Annotated in this window: 16 protein-coding genes, 1 tRNA gene and 1 rRNA gene; 7 read left to right on the top strand and 11 right to left on the bottom strand. The window is 65.5% G+C overall.

Annotation, left to right across the window (positions count from 1 at the left end; genetic code table 11):
• The 3 genes from rrf to LOC57_RS12705 all read left to right on the top strand — a co-directional run.
• Positions 1-71 (top strand): 5S ribosomal RNA (gene rrf, locus LOC57_RS16610); the annotation flags it as partial.
• A 131-nt stretch (positions 72-202) separates the two neighbouring features.
• Complete coding sequence (locus LOC57_RS12710; protein ID WP_227913584.1) at positions 203-700, top strand: SRPBCC domain-containing protein; 498 nt, start codon at positions 203-205, stop codon at positions 698-700.
• A 9-nt stretch (positions 701-709) separates the two neighbouring features.
• Complete coding sequence (locus tag LOC57_RS12705; protein ID WP_229960164.1) at positions 710-2,080, top strand: FAD-binding oxidoreductase; 1,371 nt, start codon at positions 710-712, stop codon at positions 2,078-2,080.
• 62 nt (positions 2,081-2,142) lie between these two features.
• Here LOC57_RS12705 and LOC57_RS12700 read toward each other — a convergent pair whose 3' ends face one another.
• A complete protein-coding gene (locus LOC57_RS12700; protein WP_229960162.1) occupies positions 2,143-3,861 on the bottom strand; it encodes a glycoside hydrolase family 13 protein in 1,719 nt (572 codons plus the stop codon).
• A 226-nt stretch (positions 3,862-4,087) separates the two neighbouring features.
• On the opposite strand from LOC57_RS12700, the gene LOC57_RS12695 reads away from it, so the two are divergent.
• A complete protein-coding gene (locus tag LOC57_RS12695) occupies positions 4,088-4,627 on the top strand; it encodes a DUF4190 domain-containing protein (protein ID WP_229960160.1) in 540 nt (179 codons plus the stop codon).
• Positions 4,628-4,673: 46 nt separating this feature from the next.
• On the opposite strand, the gene LOC57_RS12690 is transcribed toward LOC57_RS12695, so the two are convergent.
• The 4 genes from LOC57_RS12690 to LOC57_RS12675 all read right to left on the bottom strand — a co-directional run bounded on the left by LOC57_RS12690 (position 4,674) and on the right by LOC57_RS12675 (position 9,633).
• A complete protein-coding gene (locus tag LOC57_RS12690; RefSeq protein WP_229960159.1) occupies positions 4,674-6,035 on the bottom strand; it encodes a DUF4032 domain-containing protein in 1,362 nt (453 codons plus the stop codon).
• Between the two features lie 105 nt (positions 6,036-6,140).
• On the bottom strand, positions 6,141-7,229 hold the full coding sequence (locus tag LOC57_RS12685) for an ABC transporter ATP-binding protein (protein WP_227913579.1): 1,089 nt from the start codon (positions 7,227-7,229) through the stop codon (positions 6,141-6,143).
• Between the two features lie 167 nt (positions 7,230-7,396).
• On the bottom strand, positions 7,397-8,173 hold the full coding sequence (gene otsB, locus LOC57_RS12680) for a trehalose-phosphatase (protein WP_229960157.1): 777 nt from the start codon (positions 8,171-8,173) through the stop codon (positions 7,397-7,399).
• Complete coding sequence (locus LOC57_RS12675; protein WP_227913577.1) at positions 8,173-9,633, bottom strand: alpha,alpha-trehalose-phosphate synthase (UDP-forming); 1,461 nt, start codon at positions 9,631-9,633, stop codon at positions 8,173-8,175. The genes otsB and LOC57_RS12675 overlap by 1 nt, the downstream gene beginning before the upstream one ends.
• 169 nt (positions 9,634-9,802) lie before the next feature.
• On the opposite strand from LOC57_RS12675, the gene LOC57_RS12670 reads away from it, so the two are divergent.
• Both LOC57_RS12670 and LOC57_RS12665 read left to right on the top strand, forming a co-directional pair.
• Positions 9,803-10,672 (top strand): DsbA family protein, encoded by an 870-nt coding sequence (locus tag LOC57_RS12670; protein WP_227927379.1) that lies wholly within the window; start codon positions 9,803-9,805, stop codon positions 10,670-10,672.
• Positions 10,673-10,824: 152 nt separating this feature from the next.
• A tRNA-Thr gene (locus LOC57_RS12665) sits at positions 10,825-10,901 on the top strand.
• A gap of 161 nt (positions 10,902-11,062) precedes the next feature.
• Here LOC57_RS12665 and LOC57_RS12660 read toward each other — a convergent pair.
• Entirely contained in the window at positions 11,063-12,619 is a 1,557-nt protein-coding gene (locus tag LOC57_RS12660) for an LTA synthase family protein (RefSeq protein WP_229960155.1), read from the bottom strand.
• A gap of 187 nt (positions 12,620-12,806) precedes the next feature.
• Here LOC57_RS12660 and LOC57_RS12655 point away from each other — a divergent pair, with 187 nt between their 5' ends.
• On the top strand, positions 12,807-13,631 hold the full coding sequence (locus tag LOC57_RS12655) for a histidine phosphatase family protein (RefSeq protein ID WP_227913574.1): 825 nt from the start codon (positions 12,807-12,809) through the stop codon (positions 13,629-13,631).
• A gap of 129 nt (positions 13,632-13,760) precedes the next feature.
• Here LOC57_RS12655 and LOC57_RS12650 read toward each other — a convergent pair whose 3' ends face one another.
• The 5 genes from LOC57_RS12650 to uriH all read right to left on the bottom strand — a co-directional run bounded on the left by LOC57_RS12650 (position 13,761) and on the right by uriH (position 18,538).
• Complete coding sequence (locus LOC57_RS12650; protein WP_229960153.1) at positions 13,761-14,192, bottom strand: hypothetical protein; 432 nt, start codon at positions 14,190-14,192, stop codon at positions 13,761-13,763.
• 252 nt (positions 14,193-14,444) lie between these two features.
• Positions 14,445-15,035 carry a DUF4352 domain-containing protein gene (locus LOC57_RS12645; protein WP_229960151.1) on the bottom strand — a complete coding sequence of 197 codons (591 nt, stop codon included), beginning with the start codon at positions 15,033-15,035 and terminating at the stop codon, positions 14,445-14,447.
• A gap of 185 nt (positions 15,036-15,220) precedes the next feature.
• Positions 15,221-16,135: a PfkB family carbohydrate kinase gene (locus LOC57_RS12640; protein WP_229960149.1), complete on the bottom strand. Its 915-nt coding sequence runs from the start codon at positions 16,133-16,135 to the stop codon at positions 15,221-15,223.
• Positions 16,136-16,169: 34 nt separating this feature from the next.
• Positions 16,170-17,594: a uridine transporter UriT gene (gene uriT / locus LOC57_RS12635; RefSeq protein ID WP_442860723.1), complete on the bottom strand. Its 1,425-nt coding sequence runs from the start codon at positions 17,592-17,594 to the stop codon at positions 16,170-16,172.
• On the bottom strand, positions 17,591-18,538 hold the full coding sequence (uriH, locus tag LOC57_RS12630) for a uridine-preferring nucleoside hydrolase UriH (protein WP_227927400.1): 948 nt from the start codon (positions 18,536-18,538) through the stop codon (positions 17,591-17,593). The genes uriT and uriH overlap by 4 nt, the downstream gene beginning before the upstream one ends.
• Between the last annotated feature and the right edge of the window lie 392 nt (positions 18,539-18,930).

Below are 18,930 nucleotides of genomic sequence, written 5' to 3'. Positions count from 1 at the left end.
CGGAAGCTAAGACCCACAGCGCCGATGGTACTGCATCCGGGAGGGTGTGGGAGAGTAGGTCACCGCCGGACAAATTGTGGGGTGAGGCCCGTACCAGTGTTGGTACGGGCCTCACCTGTTTAACCCGTCAAACGATGCCTGGGCGGCCTTCCGGTGCCCTGACTTTTCGAAGCCCCGCGGCCGTGGCGATAGGGTGGAAGGCATGAGCTTTTCCTTGTTTTCACATGCGGAGGAACCCGTTTCCGTCCCCGCCGACGGTGCTTCCCGGGCCGCCGTTGCAGAGGTAGTTGCCTCCTGCCGGGTGCCTCGGGACCAGCACGAGGCCTTTAACGGTTTCACCGACTACCTGCACCTGTGGTGGCCGGAAGACCTGACCGAGTTTGGCGAGGGAACCCACCCCGAGTTTGAGGGCGGTGTGCTGACCGAAACCGGACCCGACGGCGAAACAGCGGTGTGGGCCACGGTGCGAACCAAGGAGCCGGACAACAGCTTGGAAATGGACTGGGTGGCCGGCCATAGCCCCCGAATCCCTACCGACGTACGGGTCGAGTTCACACCGGATGCCGATGGAAGCACCAAGGTGACCGTCCGCCACGGCGGACTGGAGCGGCTGCCGGAACCTGCCGAAGAATACGAGCGGATCAACGGCGAGTGGGAAGAGATACTGGACCGCTACGCGAGGTTCATGGGCGCGCGGTAGTCTGCTGGCATGTCCCTGGATGCCTTGCAGAACCTGCCCCTCGCCGGCCCCGGGCTGCACGTAGATACATCGCCGGAGATCCGGGCGATGTATGCCACGGATCAGGGCCCGGTCCTTGAATACATCGAGCCGTTGGCCGTTGTGTGGGCAACAAGCGTTCGGGATGTCCAGGCGGTGATGCGCTGGGCCACGGAAAGCGGCACGCCTGTGGTGACCCGCGGAGCCGGCACCGGAGTGTCCGGCGGGGCGCACGCTACGCCCGGGTGCATCGTCCTGAGCCTGGAGCGGATGAACCGGATCCTGGAACTAAACGCCGAGGACGAGACCGCCGTCGTCGAACCCGGTGTTATCAATGCGGACCTGAACACCGCGGCCGCAGGTTACGGGTTGATGTACGCCCCGGACCCGGCGAGCTACCGGATTTCCACCATCGGCGGCAACGTGGCAACCAACGCCGGGGGACTGCGCTGCGCGAAGTACGGAGTAACCCGCGATGCCGTACTCCGCCTGGACGTTGTCCTTGCGGACGGAACGCTGATCAGCACCGGACACCGGACCTTTAAGGGCGTGGCCGGCTATGACCTCACGGGGCTGTTCACCGGTTCGGAGGGCACCTTGGGGGTTATCGTGGGCATCACCGTGCGGCTGCGGTATATGCCGGTCCAATCCTGCACCATCGCTGCGTTTTTCCCGGACTTTCCGACGGCGGCGGCAGGCGTTCTCGCCATTGGCGCCCAACGGGTGCAGCCCGCCATCCTTGAACTGCTGGACGGCGCCACGCTGCTGGCCCTGGACGAGGTGCACGGCAGCAGCCTGCGGCACCGGGGTGATGCCCTTCTGCTGGTTCAAACGGATGGGTTCGGCGCTGACGCCGAGGCGCAGGTGGTGCGTTCCGTGCTCACCGAACTGGGCGGAAGCGTCACGATGGAAGGCTCGGAAGAGGCGGAGCAGCTGGTCGAATTGCGCCGGCACAGCCGAGGGGACCCCGTAACCGGGCGCGTGCGGGTCGGTGAGGACGTCGCCGTCCCGCGTTCATCCCTGGTCCGGTACGTGGCAGAGCTTGAGCGCATGGCAGCGGACCACCGGGTGAACCTGAAGGTGGTGGCGCATGCCGGAGACGGAAACCTGCACCCGACCTTCTGGGTGCAGGACGGCGATACGGACGGCCGACAGCGCCTGGACGCGGCGTTGGACGAGTCCATCCGCGTTGCGCTGGCGCTGGGCGGCACTATCACCGGTGAACACGGGATAGGCCAGTTCAAGCTGCGCTGGCTGCCGGAAGAACAGGCAGCGGAGCTGCTCGAGCTCCAGCGCCGGGTCAAAACGCTGTTCGACCCGGCCGGAATTCTCAACCCGGGCAAAGCCGTTCCGGGGGTTTAGTTGCAGGCGGGGGCTTCGCTCCAGCGGTGGGCAGAGGTGCAGGGAGCGCCGCACGGAACCGCCTACGGATCCAGACGCATCCATACGGTGCGGTTCGGGCGCAGCCGGTCGCCTTCCAGGGCGTCGCCGGCGCTGCCCAGCAGCAGCGGAAGGTGGGGCAGCTGCACGGGGAATTCACCCATGTTCATGGCCACTAGGATGCCGCCGTTAACAAAGGCAACCAGCCCCTCGGCGTCGTGCTCCGGCCACCACGCCAGCGAGCCGTCGCCCAGACGCAGCTCCCGGCGCGAAGACAGAGCTCTGCGGTACATGTGCAGCGTGGATTCGGGGTTGTGCTGCTGAATGTCCCGGGAATGCCTGCCCCAGATGGGCGGCTGCGGCAGCCACGTCTTTCCTGCATCGCTGAATCCGTAGCTGGGCCGGTTGGCCTTCCATGGCAGCGGCACCCGGTTTCCGTCCCGACCCACCCGTTCGCCGGCGGTGCGGTGGAAGGTGGGATCCTGGCGGAACTCGTTGGGAAGCAGGGTGTGGTCCGGCAGGCCCAGTTCTTCGCCCTGATACAGGTATACACCGCCTGGCAGTCCGAGCATCAGCAGCGTAGCGGCCCGCGCCCGGGCCAGGCCGAGTTCCATGTTGGGCTGTTCGTCGAGCGGTCCAAGCCCGTCGCCGGTCCGCGGTCCGGCTCCGGTCAGGCCGAAGCGGCTGGTGTGCCGAACGACGTCGTGGTTGGAGAGCACCCAGGTGGTGGGGGCTCCCACTTTGTCGAAGGCGCGCAGCGAGGACTCGATGACGTGCCGGAGGTCCGGTGCGTCCCACCGGTGGTGCAGGTAGGCGAAATTGAAGGTCTGGTGCATTTCGTCGGCCCGCACCCAGTCGGTCAGCCGGTCTATCGGGTCGATGGTCGCTTCGGCGCACAGCACCCGGTCTCCGTCGTAAGAGTCCAGGATTTTCCGCCAGGACCGGTAAATGTCATGGATGCCGGGCTGTCCGAACATGGGGGCCTCGGCCCCGGGGTAGCCCTCGGAGGAGGACCCGTCGGCGCGGCCGCCCCAATCCGGCAGCCCGGATTTCTTGATCAGGGCATGGGCGACGTCCACGCGGAAGCCGCCGACGCCGCGATCCAGCCAGAAGCGCAGGATGCGTTCAAACTCGGCATGCACTGCCGGTGAGTCCCAGTTGAAATCCGGCTGGGAGGTATCAAAGAGGTGCAGGTACCACTGACCGGGCATCCCGTCCGCTTCGGTGACGCGGGTCCAGGCGGGGCCGCCGAAGTGGGACTGCCAGTTGTTGGGCGGGTTTTCGCCGTGCTCTCCGGTGCCGTCGCGGAAAACAAACATGTCCCGTTCGGGGGAACCAGGGCCGGAGGCAAGGGCGGCTTGGAAGAGCGGATGTTGGTCGGAGCAGTGGTTGGGGACCAGGTCCACGATGACGCGGATGCCGTGCCGGCCGGCTTCGGCGACGAGTGCGTCAAAATCCTCCAGGGTGCCGAACATGGGATCCACGGAGCAGTAATCGGCAACATCGTAGCCGGCGTCCTTCTGCGGGGAGCGGTAGAACGGGGATAGCCAGACGGCGTCGATGTCCAGTTCTGCCAGTGTTCCGAGTTCTGCGGTGATGCCCTGCAGGTCTCCCACGCCGTCCCCGCGCAGGTCCCGGAACGAGCGGGGGTAGATCTGGTAGATCACTGAAGAGCGCCACCATTCGCGTGAGGCTGTCGCCTCGTGGACGGGGACCAGGCGCAGGTCGGGACGGCTGAAGGTTTCAGCCAATTGGTTCTCCATCTGGCGGCTCCTTCTAGGGTCCGGAGAAAGGGCAGGGGGTACATTTCCATTTAACGACTCCTGCCAGCTCTAGTCCGGACTGCGCGTAGAAGGTCACAGGAGATTAAGCTCACCCTGCTAAGGGCCGCTTGCGGGTGTTGGCTAGGATTGGGCTACGTCACACTGACGTCCTGCGCAGGAACTATTCGCCCTGTGCTGCGTACACCTATTCCAAGGGGAAAGCCTCGTGGCAGAGAACAAGCCGGAGTGGCAGCAGGGGAACGCGCCGGACGGCGGCAAACCGGCCAACGCAGATCAGTACGGTTACGGTCAGCAGCCGTACGGTCAGCAGCCCGGTTATCCCGGCTACGGTGAGCGGGATCAGTCCGGGTACGGGCAGCAGCCGTACCCCGGCTATGGTGAGCAGGATCAGCCGGGGTACGTGCAGCAGCCGTACCCCGGCTATGGCCAGCAGCCGTATCCTGGCTACGGCCAGCAGCCGGGTTATCCCGCTTACGGCCAGCAGGGCGCCTACCCCTCATACGGCCAGCCGCCAATCAACCCGGGTCAGTCCCTGGGCCTGGCCGGGCTCATCACCTCGTTTTTCGCACCGCTCGTTGGGCTTATCTTGAGCATGATCGGCTTGAAGCAGTCGCGAAAGGCGGGTATGAGCAACGGAATGGCCGTGGCTGGCATCGTGATTGGCAGCCTGTTAACCGCGCTTTTCATCATTTACATCATTGTCATCATCATTGTTGCGTTCTCCGCGCCCAGCTACGGTTACTGAGCCCCGCCGTCGCCACTGACCTCCGCCGTCGCCACTGAGCCCCGGCCTAGGAAGGGGCTCCACCCGCGTCAAGGATCTCCATGGTCCGGGTGTCGGTGCTGAGCAGGATGGCCGCTTCATCGCGCCGGTGACGCAGGATGGTGTCCATATAGGACTGCACGGCCTCGGCCATGGGCACATTCCGGTTGGCTTTCTCTGACATGTACCAGCGGTGTTCGAGCACCTCATGCACCACTTCGGCCGCTTCCAGCTTGCTGCCCAGGTCCCGTGGAACAGCCTTGACGATCGGTTCGAAGACTTGGGTGACCCACAGATGGGCGCTCAGTTCCTCATCCAGCTCCGGGTGGTTGGTCGCACGGTAGGAATCCATGTCATTGAGCAGCCGGCGGGCCTGGTTTTCCTGGGCATCAATTCCCGTTAGCTGCAGCAGCCGGCGCTGGTGGTGGCCGGCGTCGACCACCTTGGGCTGCAGTTGGACCTGGGAGCCGTCCGGCGTCGTGCTGATGGAGAGCTCGTCGACGTCGAAGCCCAGATCGTTCAGCCGCCGGATTCGGGCGTCCACCCGCCAGCGGTCACCCAGCCCGAAGGATTCCTGCTCGGTCAGCTCTGCCCAGAGTCCGCGGTAGGAGTCCATGATCCGTTCGCTGGTGGCCAGCGGGTCCACCGACTCTTCGATCAGGCCGCCTTCGGCCAGGTCCATGAGCTCCCCGGCAATGTTGACCCGGGCAATTTCAAGGTCGTATTCGCGCTGCCCTTTGGAGAGCTCGGGGTATAGCTCCCCGGTTTCTGCATCCACCAGGTAGGCGGCAAACGCTCCGGCGTCGCGCCGGAACAGGGTGTTGGACAGGGAAACGTCGCCCCAGTAGAAACCCGCCAGGTGCAGGCGTACCAGCAGCAGCGCCTGAGCATCGATCAGCCGGGTCAGGGTGACTTCCCGGAGGGTCTGGGAGAAGACAGCACGGTAGGGCAGGGAAAAACGCAGGTGCCGGGTCACGAGGACGGGCTGCAGTTCTTCCCCGTTGGGGTCCAAGCGCCCGGTGATGACTGCCACCGGGGCCACGGCCGGGACATTGAGCCGGCGGAGCTTGCGCAGCATGTGGTACTCCTGCCGCGCCACGTGCTCGCTGGTTTCCTTGATGGCGATGAGGGAGTCACCCAGCCGGGCAAAGCGCACCACGTGGCGGGAGATGCCGCGGGGGAGGGCGGCAAGGTTTTCCTTGGGCCATTCCTCCAGCGGGATGTGCCATGGCAAATCCAGCAGGGCGGGGTCCATGGAGGCTGCCGTGATGTTCAGCGAACCAAGGGTATTGATCCGGTCAGTTGAGGCGCGTGTGGTGCGGGGCAGCTTGCCGGCCTGGTCCCAGTCAGTGGGTTCGTTCTGCCAGTTGGCGGAAGCGGAATCTGTCATAGGCGAAAGCCCTTACGTCTAGAGCAAGCGGTAACGAAAAAGCGGTGGCTCCCCACCCAAAAGTTTAGTTGAGCAAGGGAGCCACCGCATGTTTCCTGAGGACGCTTATGCCTGTTCCGCCAGCCGTTCTCCGCTGGAGGTGTCGAAGAGGTGCACATGGCCCTTCTGCGGACGTACGTGGAGGGTGTCGCCCTTCATCGGAGGACGGCGCCCGTCGACGCGGACTACAATAACGTGCTCGTTGCCGTCCAGCGTGGTGTGTCCGTACACGTAGGCGTCGGCGCCGAGTTCCTCGACCACGTCCACGTCAACCCGCAGGCCTTCGCCCTCGGTGACGATTTCCAGGTCTTCGGGCCGCACGCCCAAGGTCACCGTGTTGCCGGCAGCCTGGCCGAGGACGGCACTTTCCACCGGGTACACCGCGCCACCGAACGCGACGCCGCGGTCTACCACGGGCAGCTCGAGCAGGTTCATGGCCGGGGAACCGATGAAGCCGGCCACGAACACGTTCTTGGGGTGGTCGTACAGGTTCCGCGGGGTATCGACCTGCTGCAGGATTCCGTCCTTGAGCACCGCTACCCGGTCGCCCATGGTCATGGCCTCAACCTGGTCGTGGGTGACGTAGACGGTGGTGACCCCGAGGCGGCGGGTCAGGGAAGCGATCTGGGTGCGGGTCTGCACGCGCAGCTTGGCATCCAGGTTGGACAGCGGCTCATCCATCAGGAAGACCTGCGGATTACGCACAATGGCTCGACCCATGGCCACCCGCTGGCGCTGGCCGCCGGAGAGTGCCTTCGGCTTGCGGTCCAGATAGTCCTCGAGGTCCAGCAGCTTCGCTGCCTCGCGGACGCGTTCCATCCGCTCTTCCTTGCCGATGCCAGCGATCTTCAGGGCGAAGCCCATGTTGTCCGCAACGGTCATGTGCGGGTACAGCGCGTAGTTCTGGAAAACCATGGCAATGTCGCGGTCCTTGGGCGGAACATCGGTGACGTCGCGGTCACCGATGAGGATCCGGCCGGAATTCACGTCTTCGAGCCCCGCGAGCATGCGCAGCGAGGTGGATTTTCCGCAGCCCGAGGGGCCTACGAGAACCAGGAACTCGCCGTCGGCGATTTCGAGGCTGAGGTTGTCAACCGCGGGGCGTTCCGTCCCCGGGTACAGGCGTGTGGCCTGGTCAAACGTTACCGTTGCCATGGTATTTCCCTTCACGGGCAGGTACGTGCCCGACGATCCGTTGTGAATGGAGAGCTATGTAGTTGAGGTCATGAACCAGCGGCAGGCATCGACAACGATGCTGTGAGCTGGTTCACAGGGTCAGTATTGCATACGTTCTGTGCCGCTGGGTGCCGGAGCTGCGGGCGTTATCGGCCGACGGCGGCGCGGCGCAGCCGCACCAGTTCCTCCAGCACCTCGGTGAAGGCTTCAGGGGACGCTGCGCGGTGTGCGGCGGAGGTGTCGCCCTCGCCCACCTTCACGCCGACGTCGCCCGGCGCCAGCGCTTCGAACCCGCGCTCGTCCGTGACGTCGTCGCCGGCAAAGAGCACCGCCGTCGCACCGGTCAGTTCCCGCAGCGCCGTGATGCCTTCGCCTTTGTTGGTGTGGACCACGGAAGCCTCCAGCACCGACTTGCCGTCCGTGACCTGCACTCCGTCCAGCAGCTGCAATTCGCGCCGGACCGCGTCGGTGGCCTCGGCAGCGACCACGGCTTCCATGCCGCGGGTATGCAGGACGACCCCGGCCGGCTTGTCTTCCAGCCGGGAACCCGGGTGCAGGGCGGCGACGGATTCCACGGCCGCGCGGGCGCGGTCCAGCAGCTGCGCCTGCTCGGGGGTCAACTGCAGCGGTTCGGCGTTGGGCCCCGTCCAGGTCTCAGCGCCGTGGCTGCCGATCAGCAGGGTCTCCGGGTCGGGGGAGGCCACGCTGCGCAGGCTGTCCAGGGCACGTCCGGAAATCAGTGCGGTATCCGTCCGGGGCAGGGCTGCCAGCGCCCGTACAGCAGCCGCGGAACCTTCCAGCGGCCGGGCGTCTTCTGCCCGTTCCACCAGCGGCGAAAGCGTGCCGTCGAAGTCCACCGCCACCAGCAGCTTTTGGGTCTGTGCCAGCGATTCCAATGCTTCCTGCAGGGCAGGATCGATCATTAGTCCTCCCGGTCCTGGTCCTGTTCGAGCGCGTCCAGGAAGTTCCGGGACCAGCGTTCGACGTCGTTCTGCAGTACCTGCCGGCGCATCAGCCGCATCCGGCGGCTGGCCTCGCGGGCCGGCATGTTCATGGCCGTGAGAATGGAGGCCTTCAGGCCGTCAATATCGTGCGGATTGACCAGCACAGCCTGCCGCAGCTGATCGGCGGCACCGGTGAACTCCGAGAGGACCAGCGCACCGGTGTTGCCCGTGCGGGCGGCCACGTACTCCTTGGCCACCAGATTCATGCCGTCCCGAAGGGCAGTAACCAGCATTACGTCGGCGGCCAGGTAGAGCGCCACCATTTCCTCCACCGGATAGCTGTGGTGAAGGTAGCGCAGCGCGGTATTGGAGATGGTGTCGTAGGTGCCGCTGATCCGGCCCACGGTGCCCTCCACCTCCTCGCGCAGCAGGCGGTACTGTTCCACGCGCTCGCGGGAGGGGCTGGCGACCTGGATCATCGAAGCGTTCTCGACGGTGATTTCGCCGTCTTCCAGGAGTTCCCCGTAGGCCTTGAGCCGGTGGCTGATGCCCTTGGTGTAGTCCAGCCGGTCCACGCCCAGCATCACGGTGTCCGGGTTGCCCAGTTCACGGCGGATCTGCTTGGAGCGTTCAATAATGTCTTCGCGCTGGGCCAGTTCCGCGATCTGCGCAGCGTCAATGGAGATGGGGAACGCTTCAGCGCGGGAAACGTAGGACAGCCCGTCCTCCGTGGTGACGTGCACCTGCTGCTGGCGGATGGTGTAGCCCGCGAAGCGGCGGACGCAGCGCAGGAAGTTGCTGGCATCCGAGGGCCGCTGGAAGCCGATCAAGTCAGCGCCGAGCAGGCCTTCAATAATGTTCCGGCGCCAGGGCAGCTGGGCGAAGATTTCCAGCGGCGGGAAGGGAATGTGGTTGAAGAAGCCGATCTTCAGGTCCGGCCGTGCCTTGCGCAGCAGCTGCGGAACAAGCTGCAGCTGGTAATCCTGAACCCACACGGTGGCGCCCTCCGCTGCCACGGAGGCGGCGGCGTCGGCGAACCGGCGGTTCACGGTGCGGTAGGCATCCCACCAGGTGCGGTGGAACTCCGGTGTGGCAATGACGTCGTGGTAGAGGGGCCAGAGCGTGGCGTTGGAGAAGCCCTCATAGTAGAGCTCCACCTCGTCGGTGCTCAGCGGGACCGGCTTCAGGTGCATGTTGTCGTGGTCAAACGGTTCCACGGTTTCGTCGGGGGCACCCGGCCAGCCCACCCAGGCCCCGTCCGCCTTGGCCATCACCGGCGCAAGTGCGGTGACCAGCCCTCCGGGGGAGCGGCGCCACGCCTCGCCGTCGTCGGTGCTTACCCGGTCCACAGGGAGCCGGTTGGAAACCACGATGAAATCGAAGTCGCCATACCCGTCCGGCACGTCGCCCTTGCTGCTCGGATCGGCCTCAGCGTTCACGAATGGCACCCCTTAGTTGGTTAGTCGTATATTGCCACTCTATCGAAGCGCGGAAACTTTGTACCGTCCCCGGGCGTTGGCCAACGGGCGGGTTGTATGTTCCGCCTACACTTGGAGATGTGCCCAGAGGCCCCGGAAACGCGGCCGGCGTTGAGAGACATGAGGAACTATGACTGACCGGAATCTTAAGCCGACCAAGTCGGAGCGGACTGCTGCTGCGCGCGAACAGGCCCGCGCCATGCGCGAGGCGCAGCAGAAGAAGGAACACCGCAACCGGCTCCTGATCCGCTGGGGCGTGGTGGTAGCCATCCTTGCAGTGGTTGCCCTGGTGGCGGCAATTGTGGTCAACAACGTCAACAGCAAGGTTCCCTCCAGCGGGGAATCGCCGGCCAATGCCAACCAGTACGGCGGCTTCACCCTGACCTCGACCAGTGCGCTGGAACCCACCGAGCCGTTCGACGTGGACGTGGATTCCCTCGGCGAAGCTCCGGACCAGGCGGATGAAAATGCACCGGTCCCGCCGGGCATCACCGCGGGCGAGCCGGGCCAGCCCATCCCGCTGGTGGAGTACGTCGACATCAACTGCGTGCACTGCGCTGATTTCGCTGCAACTTACGACGATCAGATCGCCAAGTGGCTCGACGCCGGCGAGATCACGTACGAGTACCGCACGGTCGCGTTCCTGGACGGCGGCTCGCCCACCAACTACTCCTCGCGCGGTGCCAATGCCGCAGCCTGTGTTGCCTCCGAGAGCCCCGAGTCCTACTGGGACTTCATGAAGGCCATCTTTGCCCAGCACGCCAACGGCGAGGTGGATAACGCCGGACTGGTGGACATGGCCGCTGCCGCCGGCGCGGACGCTGACGCGGTGGAATCCTGCATCGACGACGGCACCTACCGTCCCTTCGTGAAGTACGCGGACCAGATGGCGCGGATCGACGGCATTTCCGGCACTCCCACCGCTTTTGTCAACGGCAGCGAAGCCGACCTGAACACCTTCGTGGAAACGGTCCAAGCGGCAATCGACGCCAACAAGTAACAGGAGCCACCCGGGCGTCCGTTCCCCGTGAAACACATCCGGTTTCACGGGGACGGGCGCTCTGGGCTAATCTTGTCTAGCGCCGTTTGTCCGGTTGGTATATCCGACTGGCAACGGCTGCGTGAATGGCGGGTCTGTTCGACCGCCAGCACGCCCCCTTAGCTCAGTTGGCCAGAGCACCTGTCTTGTAAACAGGGGGTCGCCGGTTCGAATCCGGCAGGGGGCTCCACGAAACCCCTCCTGATCGGCAATACGCTCGGTCAGGAGGGGTTTTTTTTGATGACGCAGCGCGTCTGCGGCCCTCAATCCGGCGGCAGTTCGGAAGACGACGTCTTCCTCAACCTCGGGCACGACTACCCCCACCCGGAACGGTTTCAGGATCGGCCGGAGCTACTGCTGGGTGCCAGCCCCGGCCCAGGCCTTGGCATAGAACCGCGGGGAAAGTGACTCCAGCAGCTCCGTGTAGGCCTCCTGGTCCATGGCCTGCGCCGAACTTCCGGGAAACTCCGTGGTGAAGGCCGATACGCCCAGTCCGGCCTCTCCGCGCTCGAGGGTGAGGCCTGCTGCCTCCAGAATGGTGGGGTACATGTTCAGCTGGTCAGAGCCGGCGCGCAGCGTACTGTTCGCCGGCGTCTCGCCCGGAACCCAGATCCGGTTGAAGATGGTCCGGTTCTCGTGGTCGTCCAGCTGCTCGTGGAAAGCGTCCCCGGCACTCATGTGCTTGAGGTGGTCGCCCATGATCACCACTGCGGTGTCGTCGAGGTAGCCCTGCTCCTTCATGTACCCGATGAATGAGGCCACCTGGGTCATGGAGCAGGAGAAGACCGACGTGACCTCGCTGTCCGTGTCCACGTCGCAGTAGTCGTAGATGTGCACCGGTTCGTGCGTGTCCAGCGTCAGCATGGTGAGGTTGAACGGCCGGCCCGTCTTCTCAGCTTCGGCGTGGAGGTCGTCCAGGGTGTCCCTGGCATGGGCCATCAGGCGTTGGTCGCTCAAGCCCCAGTCCTTGCGGAAGTTTTCCTCCGGTTCGCCGGCAGCCCGCCAATCGGAGAGGCCCTTGACCGCGGAATAACCGTGGCTGTACAGGAAGGTGTCCTTGGCCGCGAAAGAAGGATTGGCGCCGCCCAGGAAGACGTTGGTGTAGCCCTGCTCGTCCAGGACGTCGCCCACGCAGGTGGCACCGCCCAGGTACGTTTCGGCCCCCTCATCGATCCCGTTGTCGGTGGCACTTCCTCCGCCTGCCCCGTTGCCCTTCAGGGGGATGCCGCACTGGGTGGACGCGAGGCCGGCCATGGTCCATCCGCCGCCTTCGTACTGCTGGAAATCGGCCACGGTCTGCCAGCCCTCTTCGGCCTTCGTGGCTTCTTTCAGGGGCGCGAACGCGTCCTTTTCAAAAAGCTGGTCGTCCTCCAGGGTCGCTTCGCCGGATTCGAGGTAGATGACCACAAGGTTGCGCTTCTGATCCGCGCTGGTGACCGTGGGCTCCACGTAGTAGTCACCGACGTCGTACTTGGAGTTCGCCGCCTTGATGTAGTCGCCCAAACCCACGGTGGTAGCGAAGGCGGTGGTACCGGCAAGGACCACCGCGGCCACCAGGAGCGTGGAGAGGGGCCGCATGAACGGCTGCGTGCCACGGGAGTCCGGGTTGCCGTTGCGGAGGCGACGGCGGCGCCTCGAGGAGCGCCACAGGGCGATGGCGACGGTGATCAGGAGGGGGACAACACCGATGCCCAGGATGCCGATCCATACAATGGCCCCGCCGCCGCCGTCGGTCTCCACGGAAACGAGGTTCATGAGCATCTGCCCGACGGAGATTTCACCCCAGAAGAAGCGGATGCCCACGGCGGCGATGAGCGCCGCCAGTCCAAGCCAGATCAGGGCATAAACCAGGATATGTGCCGCGACGAGGCCAACCCGTCGTGTCACATAGAGAATCCGGCCAGACATGCCCACACCTCGCGTTCCAGATGCCCGCTTCCGCGGGCCACCCTTGACACCCGACCCTTTGCCGGACACTGAATCTTATTGCCACGGCGGTTCCCATTCAACTCCTGCCCGGTTGCGGTTAGGCAACCGCCCCGGCCTTTAGGATGTACTAGCGCAAAATAGTCGTCCCACCTATCAGGAGCCCTCCATGGTCATGCCCCGGAACCTCTTCCTCGTTCGCCACGGACAGAGTGAAGCGAATGTGATGCAGCGGGCAGCCAAGGCCGGGGACCCGAGCCTGTATACCGAAGAGACGATGACCGTCCCGGACCGCTCCTGGCGGCTCACGGACCTCGGCGTGCAGCAGGCAAAGGTCGCCGGAGCATGGATCGCGGAACAGAATGTCCAGTTCGACCGCGCCATGGTCTCGGTCTACACCCGGACCCGCGAGACCGCCGCCCATCTGGGGCTGGATGTGCGCTGGGAGGAGAACCGGGTGATCCGTGAGCGTTCCTGGGGCGAGATAGGGTCCATGTCGAAGCAGGATTTCGCGCAGAAGTATTCGCAGAATGCTGCGTACCGCGACAGCGACCCGCTGTACTGGGCCCCTCCGGCGGGGGAATCCATTGCCAACGTCGCCGAGAACCGTGTCCGGAACATCCTCAGCACCCTGCACCGGGAAAACGCCCGGGACAATGTCCTGCTGGTGACCCACGGAGAATTCATGTGGGCCACGCGCTTGGTCCTGGAACGCTGGAGCGATGAAGAGTTCCTGAAACGGGATGCCGACAAGGAGCAGCTGATCCACAACTGCACTGTCCTGCAGTACACCAGCACCGAACCGGACAACCGCAACAATGTCCGTGAAAAGCTCAACTGGGTCCGCCGCTGCTGGCCGGTGTGCGTCGACGGCGAGTGGACCATGTTTGTCGGCGAATGGGAGGAGTTTGACCGGAAGTACTTCACGGGGGAGGAGCTGATGGAACGCGCAGAAGCGAACCGGCATTTCCTCCTGGGCTCCTTCGGGAACTGACCCAGCCGGCTACGTCCCCTTCCCGGCAGCGGGTGCAGTGCGGACACACAAAAGTCAGCCAGCACAAAACGACGGCGCCTCCCGAAAGGGGGCGCCGTCGTCGTTGGGATTCCCGGAGCTGGCCGCGGACTAAGGAGCCAGACCGGCCTTCTGCTGCAGCCGGTACTGTTTCATCATCTTGAAGTACCCCGGAACCGGTGTCAGGTAGAGCTGCACCGCGGCCAAAACCAGCGCCAGGATTCCCCACCAGGCCAGGAGGTTTGTCAGAGTCACGAGGCTCACCACATGGAGCGCGGCATAGATGGTCAGCACAATCCGGGCCCAGTTGCGGCCCTTCCGGACAAAAACGGCAGTGAGTACGTTAACGGCAAGGCAGATAACGCCCATAACGATCAGCAGGACGAGGCCTACCGTCACGGCAGGGTCATCCGCCTGGGCGCCAGCATCGTTGACGGTTGCGTAGAACACCGCAATGTTGACTGGAATGGCGACCACCGTCAGCACCAGGGCGACGATCTGCAACCAGAAGGACGAGTCCACCTGCTTCGGCCGCTGCGGCATAACCGGGGTCCCCGGAGCTCCGGGGGCACCATAGGCTCCGGGAGCACCATAGGCGCCCGAGGCTCCCGGCATGCCCTGAGGAGCACCCATTGGTCCAGGCGGCACCGGTGGCGAAGCCGGCTCCGGCGCCGGCGGATAGGCATTGAAGCCGTTGTTGTTTTCCTGCTGTCCTTGCATCTTTCCCCCCATATGAGATGGTCGTGCGGCGGGACCGCCGCATTATGTCTACCCGGCACCGGCCGGGAGGTCCTGCTAGGGCATCTTGAAATGCGCGACGTCCTCGCGCTCGCTGTCGGACAGGATCAGGGTGTGCGGTCCGTCCTCGACGTCGAAGGTGAGGTAACCGGTTACCTCTTCCCCGGCGGCAACGCCGTCGGCCCACAGGGTGCCTTCGTCAATGTATAGAGCTTCGGCCGCATTGAAGCGGCCTTCCGAGTCCATGAAGGTGAAATTGGTGGAACGGGCGTCAGTAACGCCTTCTTCCGTTTTCCAGATGACCTGAACCCTTTGGAAGCCCTTTTCCGGCATGGTGGTGCTGCTCCGGGCTGCCACGGATTCGGCTTCCTCGACGGCGACGACCGTGACGCTCGCTACGTTGCCCTTGCTCATGGGCACGGTGACGGTGTCGCCAATGTTGTTGACGTCAATGTCGGCTGCCTGCGTCGAGGTGTTCCGTGAGGGCGTTTGTGCCGTATCGCCGGCGTCCGCCGATGATTCGGCTGACGGACCGCCCGAACCCCCGGCCGAGTCACCGCCCGGATTCCCGGCCGAGCAGGAGGCGAGGGACAGGCCCAGGGCCATGGCCGCTGCGGGCAGCAGCAGGCGTTTGGGGAACAACGGCATCGGCAACCTCTTTCGTAAGGAATTTACGCAGGGGGTACCTGGTGCTCATTCCCCCCCCCCGGCAGAGCTGAACCCTGTCCCAAGAAGGCGGGTTCAACCACGAAGAATACCGCACACAAAAACGGCCGGGCGCCGGAAGGGGATTGCCATCCCGTCCCGGCACCCGGCCGTTGGCAGCAGCAGCCTCAGCCGGCCAGCTCCAGCAGTGCGGAGTAGGAGGACTGTGCTCCCTCCCGGGTGGCTGCCAGCGCTCCGGCGCGGGCAGCGAAGGTAGCCGCCTCCGCCAGTGAATCGCCCGCTGCCAGCCGGGCGGCGGTGGCTGCGGTGAAGGCATCACCGCAGCCGGTCGTGTCCACCGCAGTGACCCGGGTGGGGGCCACAGCGAGTATCCGCTCGCTTCCGGCCGCCGTCCCGTCCAGCACGACGGCGCCGTCCGCACCCAGGGTGATGATCGTCCGCCGAACGCCGAGCGCACCCAGCGCGGCGATGACCTCTTCCCAGTCCGCGGCCGGATCGGCAAGGCCCGTCACGAGGGCCGCTTCATGGGTGTTGAGCAGCAGTACGTCCGTCAGGGCCAGCAGCTCCGCGGGAACTTCCTGGTACGGGGAGAGGTTCAGGAGCACCTGCGCTCCGGCCTGCTGCCCGGCCCGGGCAGCAGCGGCAACCGCTTCGAGCGGAACCTCCAGGCTGAGGGTCAGCACTGCGGCACCGTCGAACAGGTCCGCCGGAAGCTCGGCGCCGGTGACCGTGCCGTTGGCACCCGGGGAAACGATGATGGTGTTCTCTCCGGCGGCGTCCACCACGATCATGGCTGTGCCCGTCGCAGTGCCGGTGCGGCGCAGGACGCGGGAAGCGTCCACACCGGCACCGGCGGCGGCCTTCAGCAGCAGGTCCCCGTGCCCGTCGGCACCGACGGCGCCGAACAGCCGGACATCGGCGCCCAGGATCGCTGCGGCGGCGGCCTGGTTGGCGCTCTTGCCGCCGGGCACAATCACCAGCTCCGAACCGTTGAGCGTTTCTCCGGGGGAGGGAAAACGGTCAGTACGCACGGTCAGGTCAGCATTCAGCGACCCTACAACTACAACTTTTCCGGCAGGCATGCGGGGAATTCTCCTTGACGAGGGCGGGCGGGGTTCAGCGGGCGGCCGGCGCGGCGGCAGCCACTTCGGCAGCGGCCGGCTTGGGGATAAGGAAGGACGCAGCCAGGGCCAGGACGAGGATGACCAGACCGGCAACAATACCGCCGTAGTAGCCGCCGGCCCCGCCGTCGGCCGGTGTGGCGGCGGTCTTCACCGCGTAGATCACGGCGAAGCTCAGGCCTGCGCCCAGATTGAAGGCGCCGGCGTTGAGGCCGGGCAGGAAGCCCGGGTTTTCCTTTGGGGAGAGCACAATGCCCAGGCCGTTGAGCATGATGTTGCCGATGCCCGCGTAGGTGATGCCGATCAGTACCGAGACGCCGAGCAGGCCTGCCTTGGAATCGCTGCCGACCACCAGCAGCACCAGCGCCAGTGCGATCACGGAGCCGATCATGCCGATCCGCAGGACCTTGCCGTAACCCCAGCTGGCTGCCAGGCGGCCGGCAATGGGGCCGAGAACCAGGCCGGCAATGGCGTACGGGGTGAGGGTCCACCAGGCGGACTCCTCGGCGCCCATGCCGAACCCGATTGCGCCGTCCTGCGCCAGGGCAGGCAGGATGCCGTTCATGATGGCAAACACGCCGGTCATGGTCAGCAGCGTGGTCAGCAGCAGCGCCCAGGTGGACCGCCGTTTCAGCAGGTAGGTGGCCACCAGCGGCTGTTCCGTGCGGTTTTCCACCTTCCAGAACACTGCGAAGGCCACGACGGCAACGGCCATCAGCCCGATCACCAGCGGCCAGTTGGCTGCGGCCAGCTTGCCCGCTTCGTTGAATGCGGTGAGCAGGGTACCCACGGAGATGACCAGGGGCACCACACCGACCCAGTCCATCTTTTCCTTCTTCTCGGCCCGGGATTCCGGTGCCAGGAAAAGCAGAAGGGCGGTGGCGACGGTGCCCACGGCGGCCATGGCCCAGAACACCGAGGAGAAGCCGTGGTTTTGCGCCAGATAGCCGCCCGCCACGGCGTCGATGCCGGCAATGCCGCCGTTGACGGCGGTGATGACGCCCATCAGGGTGCCGTACAGCTTCGCGTCGCGGATTTCCACGCGAAGCATGATCAGCGTCAGCGGCACCACGGGCCCGGAGACGCCCTGGATCAGGCGGGCCAGGAAGAGGACTTCAATGTTCGGGGCCAGGGCAGCCACCACGGAACCGAGGGTCAGGACCACCAGCATCCCGGACAGGACTTTCTTGCGCCCGATGATGTCGCCGAGCCGGGGCAGGAACAGGGAGAAGAGGGCGGCGGCGGTGAAGAACGCCGTCTGGGTCAGGCCGACGGCGGCGGAGGTGGTGTCCAGTTCCTCTTCGATAGTGACCAGGGCCGGCGAGAGCATTGAAGCGTTGAGCTGGAACGCCACGCAGGCGGCCAGCAGTGCGGCCATGAGGGCGCCGACGTTGACTCGGCGGCGGGCGATTTCACTCACAGGTCGACCTCGCCGATCCGCTCGAGGGCGTCCACGACCAGGTCCCAGAACTTCTGGTGGTCCAGGTCCACGGCCACTGAGGTGTTGCAGTCTTCGGGGGCCGGCGCGCGGAAGTCTGCCACCGTCATGCCCAGGGTCAGGGTACCGGTCAGCTCCACATCGAGCGGCACGCGCCGGGTGGTCATCACCGAGGGGTCGATGACGTAGGCGACAGCGCACGGATCGTGCACCGGCGGGAAATCGAAGCCCTGCGCGTCCTTGTAGGCGTGGCCGAAGAAGTCCAGCAGTTCGCCGACGAACTTGGCGGGCTTGGTGCCGACGGCAGCGATACGGGCAGCCACCTCGTCCGTGGCCAGGGCCTGGTGGGTCAGGTCCAGCCCGACCATGGTCAGCGGCCACTTCTCGTTGAAGACTATGTGGGCGGCTTCGGGGTCGATCTTGATGTTGAATTCAGCCACGGCGGACCAGTTGCCCACGTGGTAGCCGCCGCCCATCAGGACAACTTCCTTCACGCGTTCGGCCAGGCGGGGTTCCTTGCGCACGGCCAGGGCAATGTTGGTCAGGCCTGCGGTGGGGACCAGGGTGACAGTGTTCGGCTCGTGCGCCATCACGGTATCGATGATCAGGTCGACGGCGTGCCGGCGGTCCAGTTCGAGGGTGGGCTCGGGCAGCACGGGTCCGTCCATGCCGGAATCGCCGTGGATGTCGGGGGCGTTTTCGATGGTGCGGACCAGGGGCCGGTCACAGCCTGCCGCGAAGGGGACGCCTGTGATATTTGCGACACGGGCAATCGCCAGCGCGTTGCGTGTCACCTTCTCCAAGGTCTGGTTTCCGACGACGGTTGTCACCGCCAGGAGGTCGATCTCCGGGCTGCCGTGTGCCAGCAGCAGGGCGACCGCATCATCATGGCCGGGATCGCAGTCCAGGATGATTTTGTGGGGCATTGCATCTCCGCTTCGTTGGGGTTCTCCCGCCGGGGCCGAAATCCCGGCGTTGCAGTGCCCCGCTCTGGCACGCCGGCCGGCCCGCAGCGCTGCGGGCGGTCAGTGGAGTGGAGTGGCGTGCCGCTGCCCGGAGGGCCCCGGGGTGAGGGTGCCGGACAGCGCCGAACCCCCAGTTGGGGCGGGCACTGCATTTAACGATATCGGCGTCCGGAGCCCTAAACTCCGCGGTGCTCCGCGGCCGCCGGCCGGCTGTCGGCACGGATTTGCCTCGCTGCAGACCGGTGCCTATCCTTGCCCGCGGCCGCAACGGAACCGGGCGGCCCCCCCAGGGGGCGGGCGGGCGGGGGTGCCACCCGGGGGCGGGGAACCCCACCCCCGCGCCGAGGGCGCGG

It is taken from the genome of Arthrobacter sp. zg-Y750 (assembly GCF_020907365.1).
In the GTDB taxonomy this organism is placed as follows: Bacteria; Actinomycetota; Actinomycetes; order Actinomycetales; family Micrococcaceae; genus Arthrobacter_B.
This window is presented reverse-complemented; position numbering and strand designations above follow the sequence as displayed.

Bases quoted from the DNA above. Each gene is read 5' to 3' on its own strand.
- LOC57_RS12710 (WP_227913584.1), top strand. From the start codon at position 203: ATGAGCTTTTCCTTGTTTTCACATGCGGAGGAACCCGTTTCCGTCCCC.
- LOC57_RS12705 (WP_229960164.1), top strand. From the start codon at position 710: ATGTCCCTGGATGCCTTGCAGAACCTGCCCCTCGCCGGCCCCGGGCTG.
- LOC57_RS12700 (WP_229960162.1), bottom strand. From the start codon at position 3,861: ATGGAGAACCAATTGGCTGAAACCTTCAGCCGTCCCGACCTGCGCCTG.
- LOC57_RS12690 (WP_229960159.1), bottom strand. From the start codon at position 6,035: ATGACAGATTCCGCTTCCGCCAACTGGCAGAACGAACCCACTGACTGG.
- LOC57_RS12685 (WP_227913579.1), bottom strand. From the start codon at position 7,229: ATGGCAACGGTAACGTTTGACCAGGCCACACGCCTGTACCCGGGGACG.
- otsB (WP_229960157.1), bottom strand. From the start codon at position 8,173: ATGATCGATCCTGCCCTGCAGGAAGCATTGGAATCGCTGGCACAGACC.
- LOC57_RS12670 (WP_227927379.1), top strand. From the start codon at position 9,803: ATGACTGACCGGAATCTTAAGCCGACCAAGTCGGAGCGGACTGCTGCT.
- LOC57_RS12660 (WP_229960155.1), bottom strand. From the start codon at position 12,619: ATGTCTGGCCGGATTCTCTATGTGACACGACGGGTTGGCCTCGTCGCG.
- LOC57_RS12655 (WP_227913574.1), top strand. From the start codon at position 12,807: ATGGTCATGCCCCGGAACCTCTTCCTCGTTCGCCACGGACAGAGTGAA.
- LOC57_RS12650 (WP_229960153.1), bottom strand. From the start codon at position 14,192: ATGCCGCAGCGGCCGAAGCAGGTGGACTCGTCCTTCTGGTTGCAGATC.
- LOC57_RS12645 (WP_229960151.1), bottom strand. From the start codon at position 15,035: ATGCCGTTGTTCCCCAAACGCCTGCTGCTGCCCGCAGCGGCCATGGCC.
- LOC57_RS12640 (WP_229960149.1), bottom strand. From the start codon at position 16,135: ATGCCTGCCGGAAAAGTTGTAGTTGTAGGGTCGCTGAATGCTGACCTG.
- uriH (WP_227927400.1), bottom strand. From the start codon at position 18,538: ATGCCCCACAAAATCATCCTGGACTGCGATCCCGGCCATGATGATGCG.